Consider the following 19,614-nt stretch of genomic DNA (forward strand, 5'->3'; position numbering starts at 1 on the left):
TAACCATAAATTCGGGGGCGTGACTCGATGGCGAATGCGGCGAAAGACGGCGAAACGGTCATCATCAAGAAGTACGCCAATCGGCGTTTGTACAATACCCGCACCAGCAGCTATATCACGCTCGATCACCTGGCCCAGATGGTCAAGGACAACGTCGAGTTTCAGGTGATCGATGCCAAGACCGGGGCCGATCTTACCCACACCATCCTCACCCAGATCATCATGGATGAAGAAGCCGGTGGCAGCCAGATGCTGCCGACCAACTTCCTGCGCCAGTTGATTTCGATGTACGGCAATTCGATGCAGGCGCTGTTGCCCGGCTATCTCGAAGCGTCGATGGAACATTTCCGCGAAAACCAGGTCAAGCTGCGCAAGGCGATCGAAGACAGCATCGGTGCCAACCCGCTGGCGCAGATTGCCCAGCGCAACATGGAAATTTTCAAGGCTGCCGCAACCGCGTTCGTGCCGGGCGCGGCCGCAGCCGCCAGCACCGAAAAGGCCGCACCGGCCGACACCGACGAGTTGTCCACGCTGCGCAGCCAGGTCGAGGAAATGCAGAAGAAGCTCGACAAGCTGGTGAAGTAGCGCGCCGGACGCTTGCCCGAATCTGCATGCGCCCCTAACCGGGGGCGCATGACCAGCATCAAACATGCGCTGCCGGTGACGCGCGCCGAAGATTTTGCCCAGTGGTACCAGGCGGTGATCGCCGAAGCCGAACTCGCCGAAGAATCCGGCGTGCGCGGATGTATGGTGATCAAGCCGTGGGGCTATGGCATCTGGGAACGCATCCAGAAACTGATGGACGAACGCATCAAGGATGCAGGCGTCGACAACTGCTATTTCCCGCTGTTCATTCCGCTGTCGTTCTTTGCCAAAGAGGCCGAGCACGTCGACGGGTTTGCCAAGGAAATGGCGGTGGTCACGCATCATCGTCTGATCGGGGATGGCGAAGGCGGGCTGATCCCCGATCCGGAGGCCAAACTGGAAGAGCCGCTGGTCGTGCGGCCCACCTCGGAAACGGTGATCGGCGCGGCAATGGCGCGCTGGATCCAGTCGTGGCGCGATCTGCCGATGCTGACCAACCAGTGGGCCAATGTGGTGCGCTGGGAAATGCGCACGCGGATGTTCCTGCGCACCAGCGAATTCCTCTGGCAGGAAGGCCACACCGCGCACGCCGACGAGGCCGACGCGATGACTGAAACGCTGCGCGCGCTGGAAATGTACCGCAGCTTTGCCGAAGACGTGCTGGCCTTGCCGGTGGTGGCCGGGCCAAAGCCCGAAAATGAACGCTTTCCCGGCGCGGTCGAGACATTTTCGATCGAGGCAATGATGCAGGACGGCAAGGCGCTGCAGGCCGGCACCTCGCACTATCTGGGCACCACGTTCTCGACCGCGGCGGGCATCCGCTATCAGGACAAGCAGGGCCAGCAGGCGCTGTGCCACACCACCAGTTGGGGCGTGTCGACGCGGCTGATCGGCGGGGTGATCATGACCCATGGCGATGACGACGGATTGCGCACGCCGCCGCAAGTCGCCCCGCATCAGGTGGTGATCCTGCCGATGCTGCGCGACAACGATGGCGATGCGGCACTGCTGGCCTATTGCGAAGGCATCCGTGCCGCATTGGCCGCGCAGACCGTCTATGGCGAGCGCGTGCGCGTGCTGCTCGACAAGCGGCCGGGCAAGGCCACCGCCAAGCGCTGGGCCTGGGTCAAGAAAGGCGTGCCGCTGGTGCTCGAAATCGGCGGACGCGATGCCGAAAACGGCCAGGTTTCGGTGGTGCGCCGCGACCGGCTGTGGCGCGAGGATGGCAAAGTCGATTTTCAGGGGCTGGCGCGCGATGCGTTCCTGGCCGATGCGACGGCGCAGATCGTCGCCTATGGCGAGGCGCTGCATGCGCAGGCGACCCAGTGGCGCGATGCGCGGATCGAACGCGGGATCACCGATCTGGCCGGGCTGACCGCCTATTTCGCCGACGAGCGCGAACAGTCGGCGCTGGCACCGGGCTGGGTCGAACTGGGCTGGTCGCGCCCGACCGGGCCCGCGCTCGACAAAGTGGTCGAACAGTTGAAGGCACTGAAACTGACCATCCGCAACACGCCGCTGAATGCGCCCAAGCCCGAGGGCACGTGCCCGTTCACCGGCGAGCCGGCGGTCGAAACGATCCTGGTTGCGCGCGCCTATTGATTGTCCAAACTGGCGGCTTGCCGTGATCTGGCGGGGCGCTAGTCTGGGGGCATGAAAACAGCGCTTTGTCTCGCCGCCGTGCTGCTGGCCGGCCCCGCCATCGCTGCCCCGGCCGATGATGTGTCGGCTGCGCGCATGAAGGCACGCGTGGAACAGCTTGTGGCATTCGGTACGCGTCACACGCTGTCATCGCCCGATGATCCCAAACGCGGGATTGGCGCTGCACGGATCTGGGCCGAGGCGCAGTTTCAGGCGGACTGCGGCGATGCGGTGCAGATTGTCAAACCCGAAACCATGGTCAGCGGCGAGCGGATACCGCACCCTGTCCGGCTGGTCGATGTTGTCGCCATCCAGCGCGGGACAGAACGCCCTGACGAAGTGGTGATTGTCGAAGGCCATCTCGACAGCCGCCGCAGCGACCCGATGGACGCCACCGGCGACGCGCCGGGTGCCAACGACGATGGATCGGGCACGGCGCTGGTGCTGGAGGCGGCGCACGTGCTGTGCCACCGCCAATTTGCCGGCACCATCGTCTATGCCGTTGTCTCGGGCGAAGAGCAGGGGCTGTACGGGGGCAAATTGCTGGCCGACTATGCCCGCGCCCGGCACTGGACGGTGAAGGCGGTGCTCAACAACGACATCGTCGGCAATTCGCGCGGGTCCGACGGCACCGTCGATGGGACCCATATCCGCGTGTTTTCCGAAGGACCGCGCGCCGATGCCGATGCCCGATTGACCAAAGCGCAACGGTTGTACGGCGGCGAAAACGACAGCCCGTCGCGCAATCTGTCGCGTTTCATCGCGAGCCTGGCCGATCCGGCGTTCGCGGTGCGGCAGGTCTGGCGCGCCGACCGCATGGGGCGCGGCGGCGACCATCTGCCGTTCGAAGAAGCCGGCTATCCCGCAGTGCGCTTTACCGTCGCGGTCGAAAACTATGATGGGCAGCATCAGGACGTGCGCAACGCCGACGGCCATGCCTATGGCGACACGATCGACAAGATGGATTTCGCCTATCTGGCCAACGTGACCCGGCTCAACGTCCGCGCGCTGGCCGCGCTGGCTGCCGCGCCGATCCCCCCGGCCGCCGATACCAAAGGCGCGGTGCAGACATTCACCGCGCTCACGTGGAAACCCGTCCCCGGTGCAACGGCTTATGCCGTGTGGCGCCGCCGCACCGACGCCCCAGGCTGGGATGAAAAAGTGCTGACCACCAGTGCCACCACCGCGCGGCTGGACGGCATGCGCGCCGACGACTGGTTTTTTGGCGTCAGCGCAATAGCTGCCGACGGCAGCGCCAGCCCGATCGCCTCGGCCCTGCCTGGGGGCGGGTTTGCCGGCCCGTGATCGTGCCATGATACCTGGAGCAAGGCGGAGCAGCGCGTCGTTCGCTTGACGACCCGATTGCCGATAGGGGCATGATAGGGCAACAGATTGCGACCAACCGGTTGCAAAGCCGTTGTAACGCGAGCATTGCGAGGGCAATGATCCGCACGCCACACCCCGCCAAACCGCCCCAGGGCATGCCTTCGCGCCAGCAAGTGCTCGATTTTATCGCGACCAGCGAGGAACCTGCTGGAAAGCGCGAAATTGCCAAGGCGTTCGGCCTGAAAGGCACTGAAAAGATCGCGCTGAAGGCGTTGTTGAAAGACATGGCCGAAGAAGGCCTGATCGATGGCAACCGCACCGCGTTTCATCGCATGGGCGGGGTGCCGCGTGTGACCGTGTTGCGCGTGATTGAAATCGATGATGGCGATCCGATCGCGGTGCCCGACAACTGGGCCCCCGACGAACCGATCGCCCCGCCGCGCCTGCGCGTGATCGAACAGCGCGCCAAAGGCGGCCGGGCCAAAGGCAGCGAAGGCGCGGCCTTGCGCGTGGGCGACCGCGTGCTGGCGCGCAATGAAGAGACCGATGCGGGCTGGACCGCCTATCCGATCAAGAAACTGCCGGCCTCGGCCGACCAGATGCTGGGCGTGCTGGAATTCGATGGCGCGGGCAAAGGCTGGCTGGCGCCGGTCGACAAGCGCGTGCGCAATGCGGTGCCGGTGGCCGATGCGGGCGGGGCAGAGGCCGGACAACTGGTGCTGGCCGAGCCCAACGGGCGATCACCGCGCGCCGGGGTGAAAGTCACCGCCGTGCTGGGCGATCCGCTGGCGCCACGCGCGTTCAGCCTGATCGCCATCCACAAGCACGGCATTCCGTTCGCCTTTCCCGAGGAAGCGATCGAACAGGCGCAGGCTGCTGCGCGTCTGCCGCTGAGCCATGATGCGCGCGAGGATCTGACCCATCTGCCGATCGTGGCGATCGACCCGAGCGATGCGCGCGATCACGACGATGCGATCTGGGCCGAACCCGATGGCGAGGGCGGCTATCGCGCGGTGGTGGCCATCGCCGATGTCAGCTTTTACGTGCGCCCCGGCAGTGCGATCGACCGCGAAGCGCGCAAACGCGGCAATTCGGTCTATTTCCCCGATCGCGTCGTGCCGATGCTGCCTGAAGTGCTCAGCGCCGATGTCTGCTCGTTGAAGGCCGATGCGCCGCGTGCGGCGATGGCCTGCCACATGACGATCGATGCGCAAGGCCGGGTCACTGGCTGGCGGTTTACCCGCGCGCGGGTGCAGATTGCCGAAGTGATCGCCTATGAGGACGCACAGGCGCGGATCGATGGCGGATCGGCGGGGCCGGTGCTGGAAAACCTGTGGGGCGCCTATCGCCTGCTGGCCAAGGCCCGCGCCGATCGCGACCCGCTCGAACTCGAATTGCCCGAACGCCGGGTGATGCTCGATGCGGCGGGACGGATCGCCGAAATCGCGGTGCGCGAACGGCTCGATGCGCATCGCGTGGTCGAGGATTTCATGATTGCCGCCAATGTTGCCGCAGCCAAGGCGCTGGAGGCGAAAGTGGCGCCAGTGGTCTATCGCATCCACGAAGCGCCGAGCCGTGACAAGCTGATCGCGCTCAAGGACTATCTGGCGACATTCGGGCGCAAACTGGCGCTGGGGCAGGTGGTCACGCCTTCGCTGTTCAACCGCATCCTGAAAGACGTCACCGACGAAGCGGAAAAGCTGCTGGTCATGGAGGCGGTGTTGCGCAGCCAGACGCAGGCCTATTACGGCCCGCGCAACGCCGGGCACTTCGGGCTGAGCCTGGGCAGCTATGCCCATTTCACCAGCCCGATCCGGCGCTATTCCGATCTGCTGGTTCACCGCGCGCTGGTCGATGGCTATGGTCTGGAACAGCCGCGCCCGGCGTCCGACAGCGGCGTTCCGGCCAGCTCTGGACTGGCCGATCGCGATCGCGCCGATCTGGCGCAGATCAGCGAGGCGATCAGCCGTACCGAACGCCGCGCGATGGAGGCCGAACGCGAAACGATCGACCGCTATGTCGCCGCCTGGCTGTCGGTGCGGGTGGGCGAAGTGTTCGACACGCGGTTGACCGGCGTGCAGAAATTCGGCCTGTTTGCCACGATTATCGGACTGGGCGGCGATGGGCTGGTGCCGGTATCGACACTGGGTGCCGAACGCTTTGCCTATGACGAGCGCGGCCAGCGCCTGATCGGCGAACAGACCGGCACCGAATTTGCCATCGGCATGATCCTGAAACTGCGCCTGGCCGAAGCCAACCCGTTGACCGGCGCGCTGAAATTCGAACCGGTTGACTTGCATGAAGGCGCCAGCGGGATCGAACGGCGGGGCACCCATCTGGCCCAGCGCGAGGGGCGCGATGGCAAGCGACCGGGGCACCATCTGGTCGGCAAGCGCGGACGCCCCGGCAATATCCGCCATCAGGGCCGCAAGCGCTGATCGCCTGATCCTCCCCGTGCCGGGAGGATAACTTGTGGCTAACCTTGGCCTGCGTATTTCTGTTTCGGACGGTGCCGGCTTATATCGATGGCCATGCCCCACGCCCCGTTTGTCCCGCTTCGCGTCTTTTCGTCCTACACCATGCTCGACGGCGCGGTGGACCCCAAGATGATCGCCAAAACGGCGGCGGAGCGCGGATTTCCGGCGGTGGCGATCACCGACCGCAACGGGCTCTATGGCTCGGTCGCGTTTGCCAAGGCATGCAAGGATCTGGGCGTGCAACCGGTGATCGGAACGATGCTCGGGGTGGCGCGGCCCGAACGCGGTGGGGCGGCCACGCCGGGGCAGCAGGCGCCGACGATCGACTGGCTGGCGCTCTATGCGCAGGATGCCACCGGCTATGACAATTTGTGCCATCTGGTCAGCCGCGCGCACCTCGACCGGCCGCTGGAATTTGCCGCGCATGTGCAGATCGCCGATCTGGCCGGGCATACCGACGGGCTGATCTGTCTGTCGGCGGGCGGCGAAGGCGCGCTGACGCGGTTGCTGTCCGAGGGGCAGCAGGCGGCGGCAGAGGCCTATGCCTACAGCATCGCGGCGTTGTTTCCCGACCGGTTCTATGTCGAACTGTGCCGCCAGAATGATCCGGTGGAAGACCGCGCCGAACCGGCGGTGATCGATCTGGCCTATGCGCGCGACTGGCCGCTGGTGGCGACCAACCCCGCGCGGTTTGTCGAACGCACGTTCTACCCGGCGCACGATGCGATGCTGTGCATTGCCAGTTCCACCCATGTCGACAGCACCGACCGCCCGCGTTCGTCCAAGGAATGGTGGATCAAGCCCGCGCCGTTCATGGAAGAGCTGTTCAAGGACATTCCCGAGGCGCTGGCCAACACACTGGTGGTGGCGCAGCGCTGCGCGGTGATGCCGCCCCGACGCAAGCCGATCCTGCCCAGCCTGGCCGGCGACCAGGAGGGCGAGGCACGGATGTGCGCCGCTGACAGCCGCACCGGGCTGGTGCGACGGATGGAGCCCTATTATCCCGCCGAAACGCACGAGGATCTGGGGCGGCTGCTGACGCTTGGTCCCGATGCACAGCCAGCGCCCGGCGACTATCCGGCGCTCGATGCGGCGGGGATCTGGGACGAAGTCTGCGAATATCGCGACCGGCTGGAATTCGAAGTCGGCATCATCAACCGCATGGGGTTCGGCGGTTACTTCCTGATCGTGGCCGACTTTATCAAATGGGCCAAGGATCAGGGCATTCCGGTCGGGCCGGGGCGCGGGTCGGGCGCAGGGTCGCTGGTGGCCTGGGCGCTGACCATTACCGATCTCGATCCGATCCGGCTGGGGTTGCTGTTCGAACGGTTTTTGAACCCCGAACGCGTGTCTATGCCCGACTTCGACATCGATTTCTGCGAAACCCGGCGCGGCGAAGTGATCCGCTATGTCCAGGCCAAATATGGCGACGATCACGTGGCGCAGATCATCACCTTCGGCAAGCTGAAGGCGCGCGCGGTGCTGCGCGACACCGGGCGCATCCTGCAGATGAGCTATGGCCAGGTCGATCGGCTGTGCAAGATGGTGCCCAACCATCCGACCGACCCCTGGCCGCTGCCGCGCGCGCTGAACGGCGTGGTCGAGCTGAAACGCGAATATGACCGCGATCCCGAAGTGCGCCGCCTGATCGATCTGGCGATGCAGCTCGAAGGGTTGCCGCGCAACAGTTCGACCCATGCCGCCGGCGTGGTGATCGGCGACCGGCCCTTGGCGCAACTGGTGCCGCTCTATCGCGATCCGCGATCGGACATGCCGGTCACCCAGTTCGACATGAAGCATGTCGAGGATGCGGGTCTGGTCAAGTTCGACTTTCTCGGACTGAAGACGCTGTCGGTGCTGCGCAAGGCGATCGACCTGCTGGCGCGGCGCGGGATCACCATCGATCTGTCGGCGCTGGCGTGGGATGATGCCGATGTCTACCGCCTGCTGCAATCGGGCGACACGGTCGGCGTGTTCCAGTTGGAATCCGAAGGCATGCGGCGCACGCTGGCGGCGGTCAAACCGACCAGTTTTGGCGACATCATCGCGCTCGTCTCGCTCTATCGCCCCGGCCCGATGGACAACATTCCGCTGTTCGGCCGGCGCAAGAACGGTCTGGAATCGATCGAATATCCGCACGACAAGCTGGCCGGCATCCTGTCCGAAACGTACGGCATTTTCGTCTATCAGGAACAGGTGATGCAGGCCGCGCAGATCCTGGCCGGCTATTCGCTGGGCGATGCCGACTTGCTGCGCCGCGCGATGGGCAAGAAGATCCAGGCCGAAATGGACCAGCAGCGCACGCGCTTTGTCGCGGGCTGCAAGGAAGTGTCCCAGATCGACGCGGCCAAGGCCAACGAACTGTTCGACTTGATCGACAAGTTCGCCGGCTATGGCTTCAACAAGAGCCACGCGGCGGCCTATGCATTGCTTGCCTATCAGACGGCCTGGCTGAAAACGCATTATCCGCACGAATTCTATGCCGCCTCGATGTGTTTCGACATGCATCAGTCGGAAAAGCTGAACGTGTTTGTCGACGATATGCGCCGCAATGGCGTGGCGCTGGCCGGGCCCGACATCAACCATTCGGAGGCCGAGTTTTCGGTCGAACGCACCGAAGAATCCTATGCCGTGCGCTACGCGCTGGCGGGGCTGCGCAATGTCGGCGAAAAGGCGATGGATGCGATCGTGGCCGAGCGCGAGGCCAATGGGCGGTTTACCTCGCTCGATGATCTGTTCCGCCGCGTGCCCGCAGGGGCGATGAACCGGCGCCAGCTCGAAGCGCTGGCGGCAGGCGGCGCGCTCGATGGCCTCGATGCCAACCGTGCCAAGCTGATCGCCAATGCCGACCTGCTGATGGCGGTGGCCGACGAGGCTGCGCGTGCGCGCACATCGGGGCAGGGCGGGCTGTTCGGCGGCGACGATCACGCCACGCAGGCGATCCGCTTGACCGAGACAAAGCCGTGGACCCGCACCGAACAGATGGCGGCGGAGCGCGAGAATTTCGGGTTCTATTTCGCCGCGCACCCGGTCGAGGAATATCGCGCAATTGCCAGCGCCAACGGCGCGCGCACGTATTCGGGGCTGATCGCATCGGGCGGCACCGCCACCGGGCGCACTTCGGCGGTGATGGCGGCGATGGTCGAGGGCGTGCAAAAGCGCAAGACCAAGCGCGGCAAGGACTTTGTCATGGCCGATTTTTCCGACGCGAGCGGGCTGTTTTCCGCCTCATGCTTTGAAGAAAGCCTGGTCGATCCATTCGTGCAATGGGCGCGCGAAGGCGCCTGCGTGCTGCTGACGGTCGAACTTGATCGGCCCAGTGCGGACGAGCCGCCGCGCGTGACGGTGCGGGGCGCGCGGCCGTTGGCCTCGGTCACCAGCGCGGCGCGGATGGTGCTGGAATGCGAGGTTTCGCGGGTCGAGGCGGTGGCCGATCTGGCCATGTTGTTGCCGCGCGCCAGCGATGCCAGGGGCGAAGTGCGCGTGCATCTGCGCACCGGGCGCGGGCGTGAGCCGTGGGCGATCCTGGGCCAAGATTTCCGTCTCGACAGCGAAGTAATCGATCGGTTGATTCCGATCGAGGGACTTGCCAATGTGGCGCTGACGGCGCGCCCGGATCGGCATCTGCGGCTCGTCGAATAAGAACACAGCGATGGAGCGTGATGATGCTGGGCGGGATGCAGGACTGGACGATGCGGGTAACCGCCCTGATCGACCATGCGGGCCGCGAATATGGCACGCGCGAAATCGTATCGCGCTGGGCCGATGGCAGCGAAACGCGCACCACCTGGGCCGGGGTGCGCCACGATGCGTTGCGCATGACCCAGGCTTTGCGCGCGCTGGGCATCCGCCCCGCCGACCGCATCGCCACGCTGGCGATGAACCATCACCGCCATCTGGTCAGTTGGTATGGCGCGGTGGGCGTGGGCGGCATCCTGCACACGATCAATCCGCGTCTGTTTGACGATCAGCTCGACTATATCGTCAACCACGCCGAAGACCGCGTGCTGCTGTTCGATCGGCAATGGGCGCCGATTGTCGAGCGCATGAAACACCGCTGGCCAACCATCGAACATTACATCTGTTTCGACAGCGACGAACCCGCGCCGCATTTCGAGGACTGGATCGCCGCACACGATGGCCAGACCGAATGGGCGCAGGGCGACGAGCGCGATCCGTGCATGCTATGCTATACCAGCGGCACCACCGGCAATCCCAAGGGAGTGCTGTACGAACACCGTTCGACCATGCTTCACGCGATGTGCGGGCTGACCGTGCCGGTGTTTTCGCTCGACACGCGCACCGTGCTGATGCCGATCGTGCCGATGTTCCACGCCGCCAGTTGGGGTCTGCCCTGGGCCGGGGCGGCGGCGGGCGCGAAATTCGTGTTTTCGGCGGTCAACGACCCGGTCGTGCTGTGTGATATGTTCGAACGCGAAAAGGTTTCGGCGGCGGCGGGCGTGCCGACCGTGTGGCTGGGCATGTTGCAGCATCTGGAACAGAGCGGAAAGCCGATTCCGCCCAGCCTGAAACAAGTGGTGTGCGGCGGATCGGCGATGCCGCGATCGATGGTCGCACGGTTCATGCGCGAAGGCATCCGTGTCGCCCATGCCTGGGGCATGACCGAAACATCACCGATCGGCACGACCGGCGCCGAAACCTCCAACTGGGACGAGCTGTCGTTCGAAGAGCAGGTTACGGTCAAGGCGATGCAGGGGCGCCCGCCGTTCGGGGTGGAATTGCGCTGCGTCGATCTGGGCGATCCCGCCCTGGTGCTGCCGCGCGACGGGGTGACATCGGGCGCGCTGCAAGTGCGCGGGCCCTGGGTCGTCAAACGCTATTTCAAGGCAGAGGTCGACGCGATCGATGCCGAGGGCTGGTTCGATACCGGCGATGTTGCGGTGATCCATCCCGACGGCACGCTGCAACTGACCGACCGCACCAAGGATGTGATCAAGTCGGGTGGCGAATGGATCAGCTCGGTCGAGCTGGAAAACGCCGCTGTCGGCCATCCCGGCGTGGCCGAAGCCGCCGCGATCGGCATCCACCACCCCAAATGGGACGAACGCCCGTTGCTGGTGGTGGTGCGCAAGCCCGAATTCGCGGTGTGCGAAACCGAACTGCGCAGCTATCTGGGGCAGCATGTCGCCAAATGGTGGGTGCCCGACGAAGTCGCGTTCGTCGACGAATTGCCCCACACCGGCACCGGCAAGATCAGCAAGAAGGATCTGCGCGACCGTTTTCGCGAATACCGCTGGCGCGCATAATACCAGTCGTCCTTCAAAAGAGCTTCGTCATTCCGGATCAAGTCCGAAATGACGAGTAGAGTCCAGTGACGACGGGTGTAAGGATAATTTTTCACGTCAGAACAGCGCCAATTGTCCATCTGGCTCTGGCGGGCGAAACCGGCTGCAATCGAGTTCGGCGCGGTCTTGCGGGATGCCGGCGCGTTGGCGGGCGATGCGAAAACGCGCGCGGATCAGGTCGGCCCAGGTGCCTTGCGGCTTCATCCGGGTGAAAAACGCCGGATCGTTGTCGCGGCCTTCGCGCATCGACTGGATGATCGTCATGACTTTGTCGGCGCGGTCGGGGAAATGCGCGCCCAGCCATTCGCGGAACAGCGGTGCGACTTCGTGGGGCAGGCGGATCGCGATCCAGCTTGCCGTGCGGGCCCCGGCGGCGCCCGCGCGGGTCAGGATCGTTTCGATATACTGGTCGGTGATGGCGGGGATGATCGGCGACACGTTCACCCCGACGAACACCCCTGCCTCGGCCAGTCGCGCGATCGCCGCCAACCGGTTTTCGGGTGTCGAGGCCCTGGGTTCGAGCGTGGCCGATATTCGTGCATCGAGCGTGGTGACCGAAATTGCCACCGCGATCAGGTTTTCGCGCGCCATCGCCGCAATCAGGTCGATATCGTCGAGAATGCGCGCCGACTTGGTGGTGATGGTGACGGGATGGCGCAGTTCTGCACAGACTTCGAGAATCTGCCGCGTCAGGCGATAGTCACGCTCGATCGGCTGATAGGGATCGGTGTTGGTGCCCATCGCGATCGGCGCCGGGCGATAGCGTTTGGCGCCCAGTTCGCGGCGCAGCAGGCGCGCGGCATCGGGTTTGGCAAACAGCCGGGTTTCAAAATCGAGCCCCGGAGACAGGTCATGCCAGGCATGCGTCGGCCGCGCAAAGCAATAGATGCAACCATGCTCGCATCCGCCATAGGCATTGATCGAGCGGTCGAACGGGATATCGGGCGAGGTGTTGCGCGACAGGATCGTGCGCGCGGTGATCGCGGTGACGGTGGTGCGCCGTTTTGGCGCCTCACCGTCGATCAATGCCGCTGCATCAAGCCAGTCGCCATCCGCTTCGCGTGCGGGCAGGGCAAAGCGCCCGCTGGTCCGGTTGGTGACGGCGCCTCTGCCCTTGATCGGTTCCATGGCTGGAACATATCAGGAACATTCCCGCGCCGCCAGCCTCACCTGCGATTATTCGTCGTCGTAAATGCCCCAGCCATCGGATTCGCCATTGTGCTTTTCGGCCAGCGTTTCCAGCTTTTCCTCGATCGCGGTGATCGCCTCGGCAGTGGGCACCAGTTCGTAGGTCACCGCGACTTCCCACGGATCGCCTTCGTCTTCGGGTTCCAGAATGTCGACGCTGGCGTCTTCGCTGACGGCGGCTTCGGCAAAGGCGTCGGCATCGGCCGGTTCGGCAAACACGTGCGCGAATTCAACCGCACGGATCTGCGTCAGGTCGAGACCTTCTTCGGCAAATTCCTTGAGGAACTTGGCATTTTCATCAAGCAGGGCCATGGCGTGTCTCGATTGTTTGAGGGCAGGGCGCTACACATGTAACGCCGGAAATTGGCATTTTCAGGACGGTCGCGCCGCATGCATGGGCCACGCCGATTTCGCCCGCTGTCGCATGCCCCCGACGCGGCTGCAAGGAAAAGGCGGCAATCTGCTCTAATTTTAGGGCCTTATTGCTCAAGCAGGCGCGGCATCAGCTCGACAAAATTGCAGGGCCGGTTGCGGCTGTCGAGCTGTTCGTCGAGAATGCCGTCCCAGCCATCCTTCACCGCGCCGTTCGATCCGGGCAGCGCGAAAATATATGTGCCGCGTGCCACCACCGCGCAGGCGCGCGACTGGATGGTCGAGGTGCCGATGGTCTGATAGCTGATCCACCGGAACAGTTCGCCAAAGCCGGGAATGTCGCGCGTCTTGACTCGGTCGAGCGCTTCGGGGGTGACATCGCGACCGGTCAGCCCGGTGCCGCCGGTGATCACCACCGCGTCGATCCCGCGATCATCGATCCAGTTGTTGAGGCGCGAGGCGATGCGGTCGGCATCGTCCTTTTCGATCGCGCGCGTGACGAGCGCGTGGCCCTTGGTGCGGATGCGTTCGGCCAGGATATCGCCCGAAGTGTCGTCTTCTGGTCCGCGCGTATCCGATACCGTCAGCAGCGCGATATGGATCGGCTTGAACGTGCGCGCCGTATCAATAGCCATTCGAGGCCATCCTGACACTGCCCGCGCCGTTGAGCCCCGGGAATTTCGGCCACATCAGTTGCACCAGCCCCAGCCGGCTGTCCGACTGGCCGCCGGCCTGGCGCTCGTACATCCAGTAATTGCGCATCACCGACACGACATAGCCGCGCGTTTCCCAATAAGGGATCGATTCCATCCACAACAGCGGGTCGCCATGGTCGCGGATCTGGGTGTTCCACCGATCGATGGGCACCGGCCCGGCGTTGTAGGCGGCAATCACTTTGGGCAACAGACCCTGTGTGGCCGGTTTGTCGCGCAACACGGTCAGATACGTCTGCCCGAACGCCAGGTTCACATCGGGCAGTTCAAGCTGGTTGTCGCGCCCTTCCATCGAGGGGTCGACGCGCGTGAGCAGGCGTGCGGTACCGGGGCGGATCTGCATCAACCCGCGCGCGCCCGCCGGGCTGGTCACTTCGGTGCGGAAACTCGATTCTTGCAAGGCATGCGCAAACAACAGCGCCGGATCGACCTTCCAGCCATTGGCTGGCACCCATTTGGGGGCGGGGAAGCGTGCCGCTTCATCGGCATGCGCGCCTGCCGGGGCGTTGCTGGCCATCCACAATTGCGTGGCGGGCAGGCCCAGATCGCGCGCCAGTCGCGACAGCGGGGCATAGAGCGTTGGATCGCCGATCCGCGCCTGATGGCGCAGCACCTGGTCGGCCAGACCATCGGCGCCGATTTCGGCAAGCTGCACCGCCAGTCGCACATTGGCGAGGCCACGCAGTTTCTGCCAGTCCTCGGTCGAGAAATCGGGCGCCGCACTGGCCGCGCCTTCGCGCAGGCCGAGCGCTTCGGCGGCGAGCATCCCATAGAGCGTGTCACGCGCGGCCGCGGCGGCGCGCAGCGCAGGCCCGACGCGTTCGGGCTGGCGCGCGCGCAACCATGCGCGCGAGGCCCAGTAATTGGCCGCCGCCGCCAGTTCGGCGTTCTGCGTCATCCCGGCGGCGCGGGCAAAACTGTCGGCAGCACCCGGAAAATCGTTGAGCCGCCATGCGGCCAGTCCGGCGGTCCACATCGCCTCTGCCACCCAGGGGCCGCTGCCACCGTCAAACGCCGACAGCGCGATGGTGCGCGCGGTGGCATCGTCGTTGTTGATATAGAATGCCCAGCCGATTTTCTGCCGCCATTCGGCGCGGGCATCGCTCGACAGCGTGGCATCGATCCCGTCGAGCAACACGCGCGCGCCGGTCGGGTCGTCGGCCTTGATCCGCGCCCAGATCGCGGTGGCAATCGTGTCGGGCATGGTGCCGTCGGCCACGCTGTGCGGTTTGGCACGGCGCGCCATCGCGGGCTGGGCAAACAGTTGCTGCGCATCGGGCAGCGCGGCGGGCAGCGCGGTTGCGCCGCGCTTGATCGCCAGCCGCGCCAGTGCGTCGGACCATGGCAGATCGGGTGCCTGCGCGATCAGATCGGTCAGCGCTTGCAGATCGACATGCGGCGATCCGGGCGCAAGGAAATATTGCGCGCGGGCCACCGGGTGCAGCGGGCCATCGGGCCGTTGATCGAGCAGCGCCTTGGTCGCGGTCCAGTCCTGCCGTGCCAGCGCGGCGAACACCTGGCGGTAATAATCGCGATCGTCCTGCGTCAGCAACGTGGGCACGGCGGTGCGATCGGCACGACCTCGGAAATAATCGGCGGCCGCGGAATTGGCATGCGCCAGCGGCGCCTGCGTCAGCCCGGCCAGCACGGCCAGACCCAGCATTGCGGCGCGCCAGCCTTGCGCAAAATTCGGCGTGCAGCGTGTCACGCTGGGCCAGGCCCCGTTTCCGTCAGGCCAAAGATCTGCACTGGCAATTCGGATCCCCAATTCGTTTACGCCGGAACCCAGTCGAGCCAGCGGCTCCACAATCCGGCCTTCAGCGTTGGTCGTGCCACGATCGCTTCGAGATCATAGGCGCCCATAGCCGGAACCTCCGGCATCGCCTCTGATGCCCCACCATGGTTGATCAATTGTAAATTCGTTGGACTATTCGGCAAGGCGTTGCCCAAGAGCGTTGAAATGCCGGTCTGTCCGAACAGGATCAGCCGCGCGGGCCGCACCAGGCCGATATGGTGCAACAACACGTCGCCCAGCCCGCCGGCGGCCAGCGCGGCCCAATCGGGTGCGGTGATTCGCGCCGGCAATGCGGCGGCGCAATAGACGTGCGCGCGCGACAGGCCCGCCGCGCCCAGAAACCCGTCGAGCAGGCGCCCGGCCGGGCCCGACAGCAACGTTTCGCGATCGTCCGCCTCGGGCATCGGCACCACCACCATCAGCGGCGGGTCTTGCGGCCCGGCCGGCGCGACGCGGCGCGCGCCTGCGGGTGCGAGTTCTTCATGCGTCAGCCACCAGTCGGCAAAATTGCCCAGGTCTGCAGGCCATTGGTCTGGACCACCGGCCAGCGCCCTGACCGGTTCGGGCTCGGGCAGTTTGGGTTTGCCGGTTTTTTGCGCGGCGCCCGGCTGCACTTTGGCCAGCCAGTCCTGCGGGGTGTCGATCCAGTCGCCATCGACACCCGCGTCGCGCCACCACGCCAGCGCGGCCTCGACCGCCTGGGTCAGGGCCGGGCCGGACAGCGCGGCATCTGGCGAATTGGATGGAACCATGAAAGTGCTATTGACCTTGGACGAGACAGCTTTCAAGGCAAAGCAGCAGATCAATCACGCGATTAACCCTGCCGGGGGCGGGCGCGTGCATGGTAACGGAGCGCACGGAATGAGCGATCGCGAATCAATGCCCTATGACGTTGTCATCGTCGGTGGCGGACCGGCGGGGCTGGGGGCGGCGATCCGGCTGAAACAGGTCAATCCCGATCTCAGCGTTTGCGTGCTTGAAAAAGGGTCGGAAATCGGCGCGCATATCCTGTCGGGCGCGGTGGTCGATCCGCGCGCGCTTGATGAATTGCTGCCCGAATGGCGCACGATGGGCTGTTCGCTGGCCGAAACCCCCGTGACCGACAACTGGCACTGGGTGCTGACCCGCACCGGCAAATATGCCATTCCGCATTGGCCGATGCCGCCGTTCATGTCGAACCATGGCACATATACCGGGTCGCTGGGCAACTTGTGCCGCTGGCTGGCCGAGCAGGCGGGCGAACTGGGCGTCGAGATTTTCCCCGGCTTTGCCGCCGCCGAAGTGCTCTATGATGAAGCGGGCGCGGTGCGCGGCGTGGCCACCGGCGACATGGGCATTGCCAAGGATGGTTCGAAAAAATCCGATTACCAGCCGGGCATGGAACTGCACGCCAAATACACGCTGTTCGCCGAAGGCGCGCGCGGTAGCCTGACCAAGCAGTTGAAGGCGCACTATGACCTTGAACGCGATTGCCAGCCGCAAGTCTATGGCATCGGCATCAAGGAACTGTGGGACATCGATCCGGCCAAACACGTGCCGGGCCGCGTGCTGCACACGCAGGGCTGGCCGCTGTCGGAATCGGATTCGTGGGGTGGCGGGTTCCTGTACCATCAGGCCAACAACCAGGTCGCGCTGGGGTTTGTGACCGCACTCGATTATGCCAACCCTTACGTCTATCCCTATGAAGAATTCCAGCGCTGGAAACAGCACCCGGACATTCGCGCCATTCTCGAAGGCGGGCGCCGCGTGTCTTATGGCGCGCGCGCGATCAACGAAGGCGGCTGGCAATCGGTGCCGCAACTGGCCTTTCCTGGCGGGGCGCTGATCGGGTGTTCGGCCGGCTTCGTCAACGTGCCGCGCATCAAGGGCAGCCATACCGCGATGAAGTCGGGCATGCTGGCCGCCGAGGCGATTGCGGCGGCGATCGCGGCGGGGCGTGAACACGACGCATTGACCGATTATGACGCGGCGGTGCGTGAAAGCTGGATCGCCAAGGAACTGAAGCTGGTGCAGAACGCGCAACCACTGGTGGCCAAGTTCGGCGGCGCGCTGGGCACCGTGCTGGCGGGCGCCGACATGTGGGCGCGCGTGCTGCGGGTCAATCCGTTCAAGCCGCTGCGGCATCACACCGATGCCGAGGCGACGATGCGTGCCGATCTTTATCGTCCGATCGCCTATCCCAAGGCCGATGGCGTGATCAGTTTCGACCGGCTGACCAATGTCGCCTATTCCTATACCAACCACGAGGAAGACCAGCCGTGCCATCTGGTGCTGGCCGATCCCGATGTGCCGGTGCAGATCAACCTGAAGCTCTATGCCGGGCCCGAGGCGCGGTTCTGCCCGGCCGGGGTCTATGAATTCGTCGGGCTGGAAGAGGGCGATCCGCGCCTGCAGATCAACGCGCAGAACTGCGTCCACTGCAAGACCTGCGACATCAAGGACAAGACCCAGAACATCACCTGGGTCACCCCCGAAGGCGGCGGTGGGCCCAACTATCCTAACATGTGACGATCATATCCTCCCCGAACACGGGGAGGGGGACCAGCGAAGCTGGTGGAGGGGCCTGGCCCCAAGCGATTTGGATCGAATGATGCGCCTAGAGGATAGCCCCCTCCACCACCCAGCGGGCGGTCCCCCTCCCCGTCCCGGGGAGGATACCGAGATTGCCTATGCCAAGATCAATCTGGCGTTGCACGTGCGCGCGCGGCGGGCCGATGGCTTTCATGATCTGGAAACGGTGTTTGCGTTTGTCGATGCGGGTGATGAACTGAGGATCGCACCTGCCGATGGGGACAGCCTGACGCTTACCGGCGAATTTGGCACGATACTCGCCGATGGCGACAACATCGTGGCACAGGCGCTGTCGCGCCTGCCACATGGGCCGGGCTGGGCGGTCAGTCTGGACAAGCGGCTGCCGGTCGCGGCCGGGCTGGGCGGGGGGTCGGCCGATGCGGGCGCGGTGTTCCGTCTGGTTGAGCGGTTGCATGGTCTTCCCGATGGCTGGCAGGCACTGGCCGCCGCGCTGGGCGCCGATGTGCCCGCGTGTGTGCACAGCCGGGCCATGCTGGGCCATGGCACCGGCACCCACCTTCACGCGGTGGCCAACGATCTGGCCAGAACGCCGGTGCTGCTGGTCAATCCGCGCGTGCCGCTGCCCACCGGGCCGGTGTTTCGCGGCTGGGACGGCATCGATCGCGGGCCTTTGCCCAGTGGCGATTTGCGCACGATCGCGCGCGAAGGGCGCAACGATCTGGAACCGGGCGCGATCGCGCTGGTGCCGCAGATTGCCGACGTGCTTGACTGGTTGCACCGCTCTGGCGCGTGGCTGGTGCGCATGTCGGGGTCGGGCGCGACGTGCTTTGCGCTCTATGATACGGTCGAGCAACGCGATGCCGCCAAGGTGCCTGAAGGCTGGTGGCATCTGGCGGGGACATTGCGATGAGCGAGGCATTCCGGCTGATCGGCGATACCGCGCCGGGGGGCATCCTGATCGAATCCGACCATGCTTCTGCGCGCGTACCCGACGATATCGATCTCGGCATCGATCCGGCGCTGCTGAACGAACACATCGCTATCGACATCGGCGTGGCGGCGATTGCCGAATTGCTGGTCCAGCGGCCCGGTTATGCCGCGTTTCTGGGCAATGTCAGCCGACTGGTGTGCGATTTCAACCGCGATGAACATGGGCCTGCGGTGGCACCGATCGCCAGCGACGGGCATGCCATTCCCGGCAACGCGCTCGACCATGCCGGGCACGAGGCGCGGCTGGCACGGTTTTACCGGCCCTATCACGCGGCCTTCGCCGATGTGATCGATCGCATGCGCCCGGCGCTGATCCTGTCGCTGCACAGTTTTACGCCCCGCCTCGCCAGCCGCCCCGAAGAGGCACGGCCCTGGCATATCGGTGTGCTGTACAACCGCGACCGGCGCGGCGCGGCGCTGGCGCTCGACTGGCTGGCGCGCGAACCGGGGCTGGTGGTCGGCGATCAGCAGCCCTATTCGGGCGAACTGCTCAATGCCACGATGGATCGCCATGCCGAAGCGCGCGGGCAATTGTATGTCGGGGTCGAACTGCGCCAGGATCTGGTCGGCCACGCCACGGGACAGCGCGAATGGGCCGACCGGCTCGAACGGCTGACCCGCCATGTGGTGGCCAGCGCCGCCTGATCGTCGCAAATATTACTTTCGACCTAGCCGCGCGGCTCGGCTAG

At 65.1% G+C, this 19,614-nt stretch carries 14 protein-coding genes; 9 read left to right on the plus strand and 5 right to left on the minus strand.

Features of this window, described 5'->3' with window-relative positions; translation table 11 throughout:
* Nucleotides 1-27 precede the first annotated feature (27 nt).
* From phaR to AQZ49_RS00535, 6 genes are all read left to right on the plus strand, one after another.
* Nucleotides 28-585 carry a polyhydroxyalkanoate synthesis repressor PhaR gene (gene phaR, locus AQZ49_RS00510; protein ID WP_067611303.1) on the plus strand — a complete coding sequence of 186 codons (558 nt, stop codon included), beginning with the start codon at nucleotides 28-30 and terminating at the stop codon, nucleotides 583-585.
* Between the two features lie 48 nt (nucleotides 586-633).
* Nucleotides 634-2,187, plus strand: a complete 1,554-nt coding sequence (locus AQZ49_RS00515) for an aminoacyl--tRNA ligase-related protein (protein WP_067611305.1) — start codon at nucleotides 634-636, stop codon at nucleotides 2,185-2,187.
* A gap of 51 nt (nucleotides 2,188-2,238) precedes the next feature.
* Nucleotides 2,239-3,531: a M28 family peptidase gene (locus tag AQZ49_RS00520; RefSeq protein WP_067611306.1), complete on the plus strand. Its 1,293-nt coding sequence runs from the start codon at nucleotides 2,239-2,241 to the stop codon at nucleotides 3,529-3,531.
* Nucleotides 3,532-3,668: 137 nt separating this feature from the next.
* A complete protein-coding gene (locus AQZ49_RS00525; protein ID WP_082701234.1) occupies nucleotides 3,669-5,990 on the plus strand; it encodes a ribonuclease R family protein in 2,322 nt (773 codons plus the stop codon).
* Nucleotides 5,991-6,083: 93 nt separating this feature from the next.
* Nucleotides 6,084-9,671: a DNA polymerase III subunit alpha gene (dnaE, locus tag AQZ49_RS00530; RefSeq protein ID WP_067612470.1), complete on the plus strand. Its 3,588-nt coding sequence runs from the start codon at nucleotides 6,084-6,086 to the stop codon at nucleotides 9,669-9,671.
* Nucleotides 9,672-9,694: 23 nt separating this feature from the next.
* Nucleotides 9,695-11,296: a long-chain fatty acid--CoA ligase gene (locus tag AQZ49_RS00535; RefSeq protein WP_197410887.1), complete on the plus strand. Its 1,602-nt coding sequence runs from the start codon at nucleotides 9,695-9,697 to the stop codon at nucleotides 11,294-11,296.
* Nucleotides 11,297-11,392: 96 nt separating this feature from the next.
* On the opposite strand, the gene AQZ49_RS00540 is transcribed toward AQZ49_RS00535, so the two are convergent.
* The 5 genes from AQZ49_RS00540 to AQZ49_RS00560 form a co-directional block, all read right to left on the minus strand.
* Nucleotides 11,393-12,463, minus strand: a complete 1,071-nt coding sequence (locus AQZ49_RS00540) for a PA0069 family radical SAM protein (protein ID WP_067611308.1) — start codon at nucleotides 12,461-12,463, stop codon at nucleotides 11,393-11,395.
* A 48-nt stretch (nucleotides 12,464-12,511) separates the two neighbouring features.
* Nucleotides 12,512-12,835 carry a ribonuclease E inhibitor RraB gene (locus AQZ49_RS00545; RefSeq protein WP_067611311.1) on the minus strand — a complete coding sequence of 108 codons (324 nt, stop codon included), beginning with the start codon at nucleotides 12,833-12,835 and terminating at the stop codon, nucleotides 12,512-12,514.
* 167 nt (nucleotides 12,836-13,002) lie between these two features.
* A complete protein-coding gene (gene moaB / locus AQZ49_RS00550; RefSeq protein ID WP_067611314.1) occupies nucleotides 13,003-13,530 on the minus strand; it encodes a molybdenum cofactor biosynthesis protein B in 528 nt (175 codons plus the stop codon).
* Nucleotides 13,520-15,271, minus strand: coding sequence for a lytic transglycosylase domain-containing protein (locus AQZ49_RS00555; RefSeq protein WP_082701235.1), 1,752 nt, complete (start codon nucleotides 15,269-15,271; stop codon nucleotides 13,520-13,522). Before AQZ49_RS00555 ends, moaB begins: the two co-directional genes overlap by 11 nt.
* 110 nt (nucleotides 15,272-15,381) lie before the next feature.
* Entirely contained in the window at nucleotides 15,382-16,155 is a 774-nt protein-coding gene (locus AQZ49_RS00560) for a uracil-DNA glycosylase family protein (protein ID WP_067611321.1), read from the minus strand.
* Nucleotides 16,156-16,264: 109 nt separating this feature from the next.
* On the opposite strand from AQZ49_RS00560, the gene AQZ49_RS00565 reads away from it, so the two are divergent.
* The 3 genes from AQZ49_RS00565 (at nucleotide 16,265) to AQZ49_RS00575 (ending at nucleotide 19,570) form a co-directional block, all read left to right on the plus strand.
* Nucleotides 16,265-17,911 carry an electron transfer flavoprotein-ubiquinone oxidoreductase gene (locus AQZ49_RS00565; RefSeq protein WP_067611327.1) on the plus strand — a complete coding sequence of 549 codons (1,647 nt, stop codon included), beginning with the start codon at nucleotides 16,265-16,267 and terminating at the stop codon, nucleotides 17,909-17,911.
* A gap of 82 nt (nucleotides 17,912-17,993) precedes the next feature.
* On the plus strand, nucleotides 17,994-18,845 hold the full coding sequence (locus AQZ49_RS00570; protein WP_082701271.1) for a 4-(cytidine 5'-diphospho)-2-C-methyl-D-erythritol kinase: 852 nt from the start codon (nucleotides 17,994-17,996) through the stop codon (nucleotides 18,843-18,845).
* Nucleotides 18,842-19,570 carry an N-formylglutamate amidohydrolase gene (locus AQZ49_RS00575; RefSeq protein WP_067611330.1) on the plus strand — a complete coding sequence of 243 codons (729 nt, stop codon included), beginning with the start codon at nucleotides 18,842-18,844 and terminating at the stop codon, nucleotides 19,568-19,570. Before AQZ49_RS00570 ends, AQZ49_RS00575 begins: the two co-directional genes overlap by 4 nt.
* The last annotated feature ends 44 nt before the right edge of the window (nucleotides 19,571-19,614 follow it).

The organism is Novosphingobium sp. FSW06-99, from assembly GCF_001519065.1.
In the GTDB taxonomy this organism is placed as follows: domain Bacteria; phylum Pseudomonadota; class Alphaproteobacteria; order Sphingomonadales; family Sphingomonadaceae; genus Novosphingobium.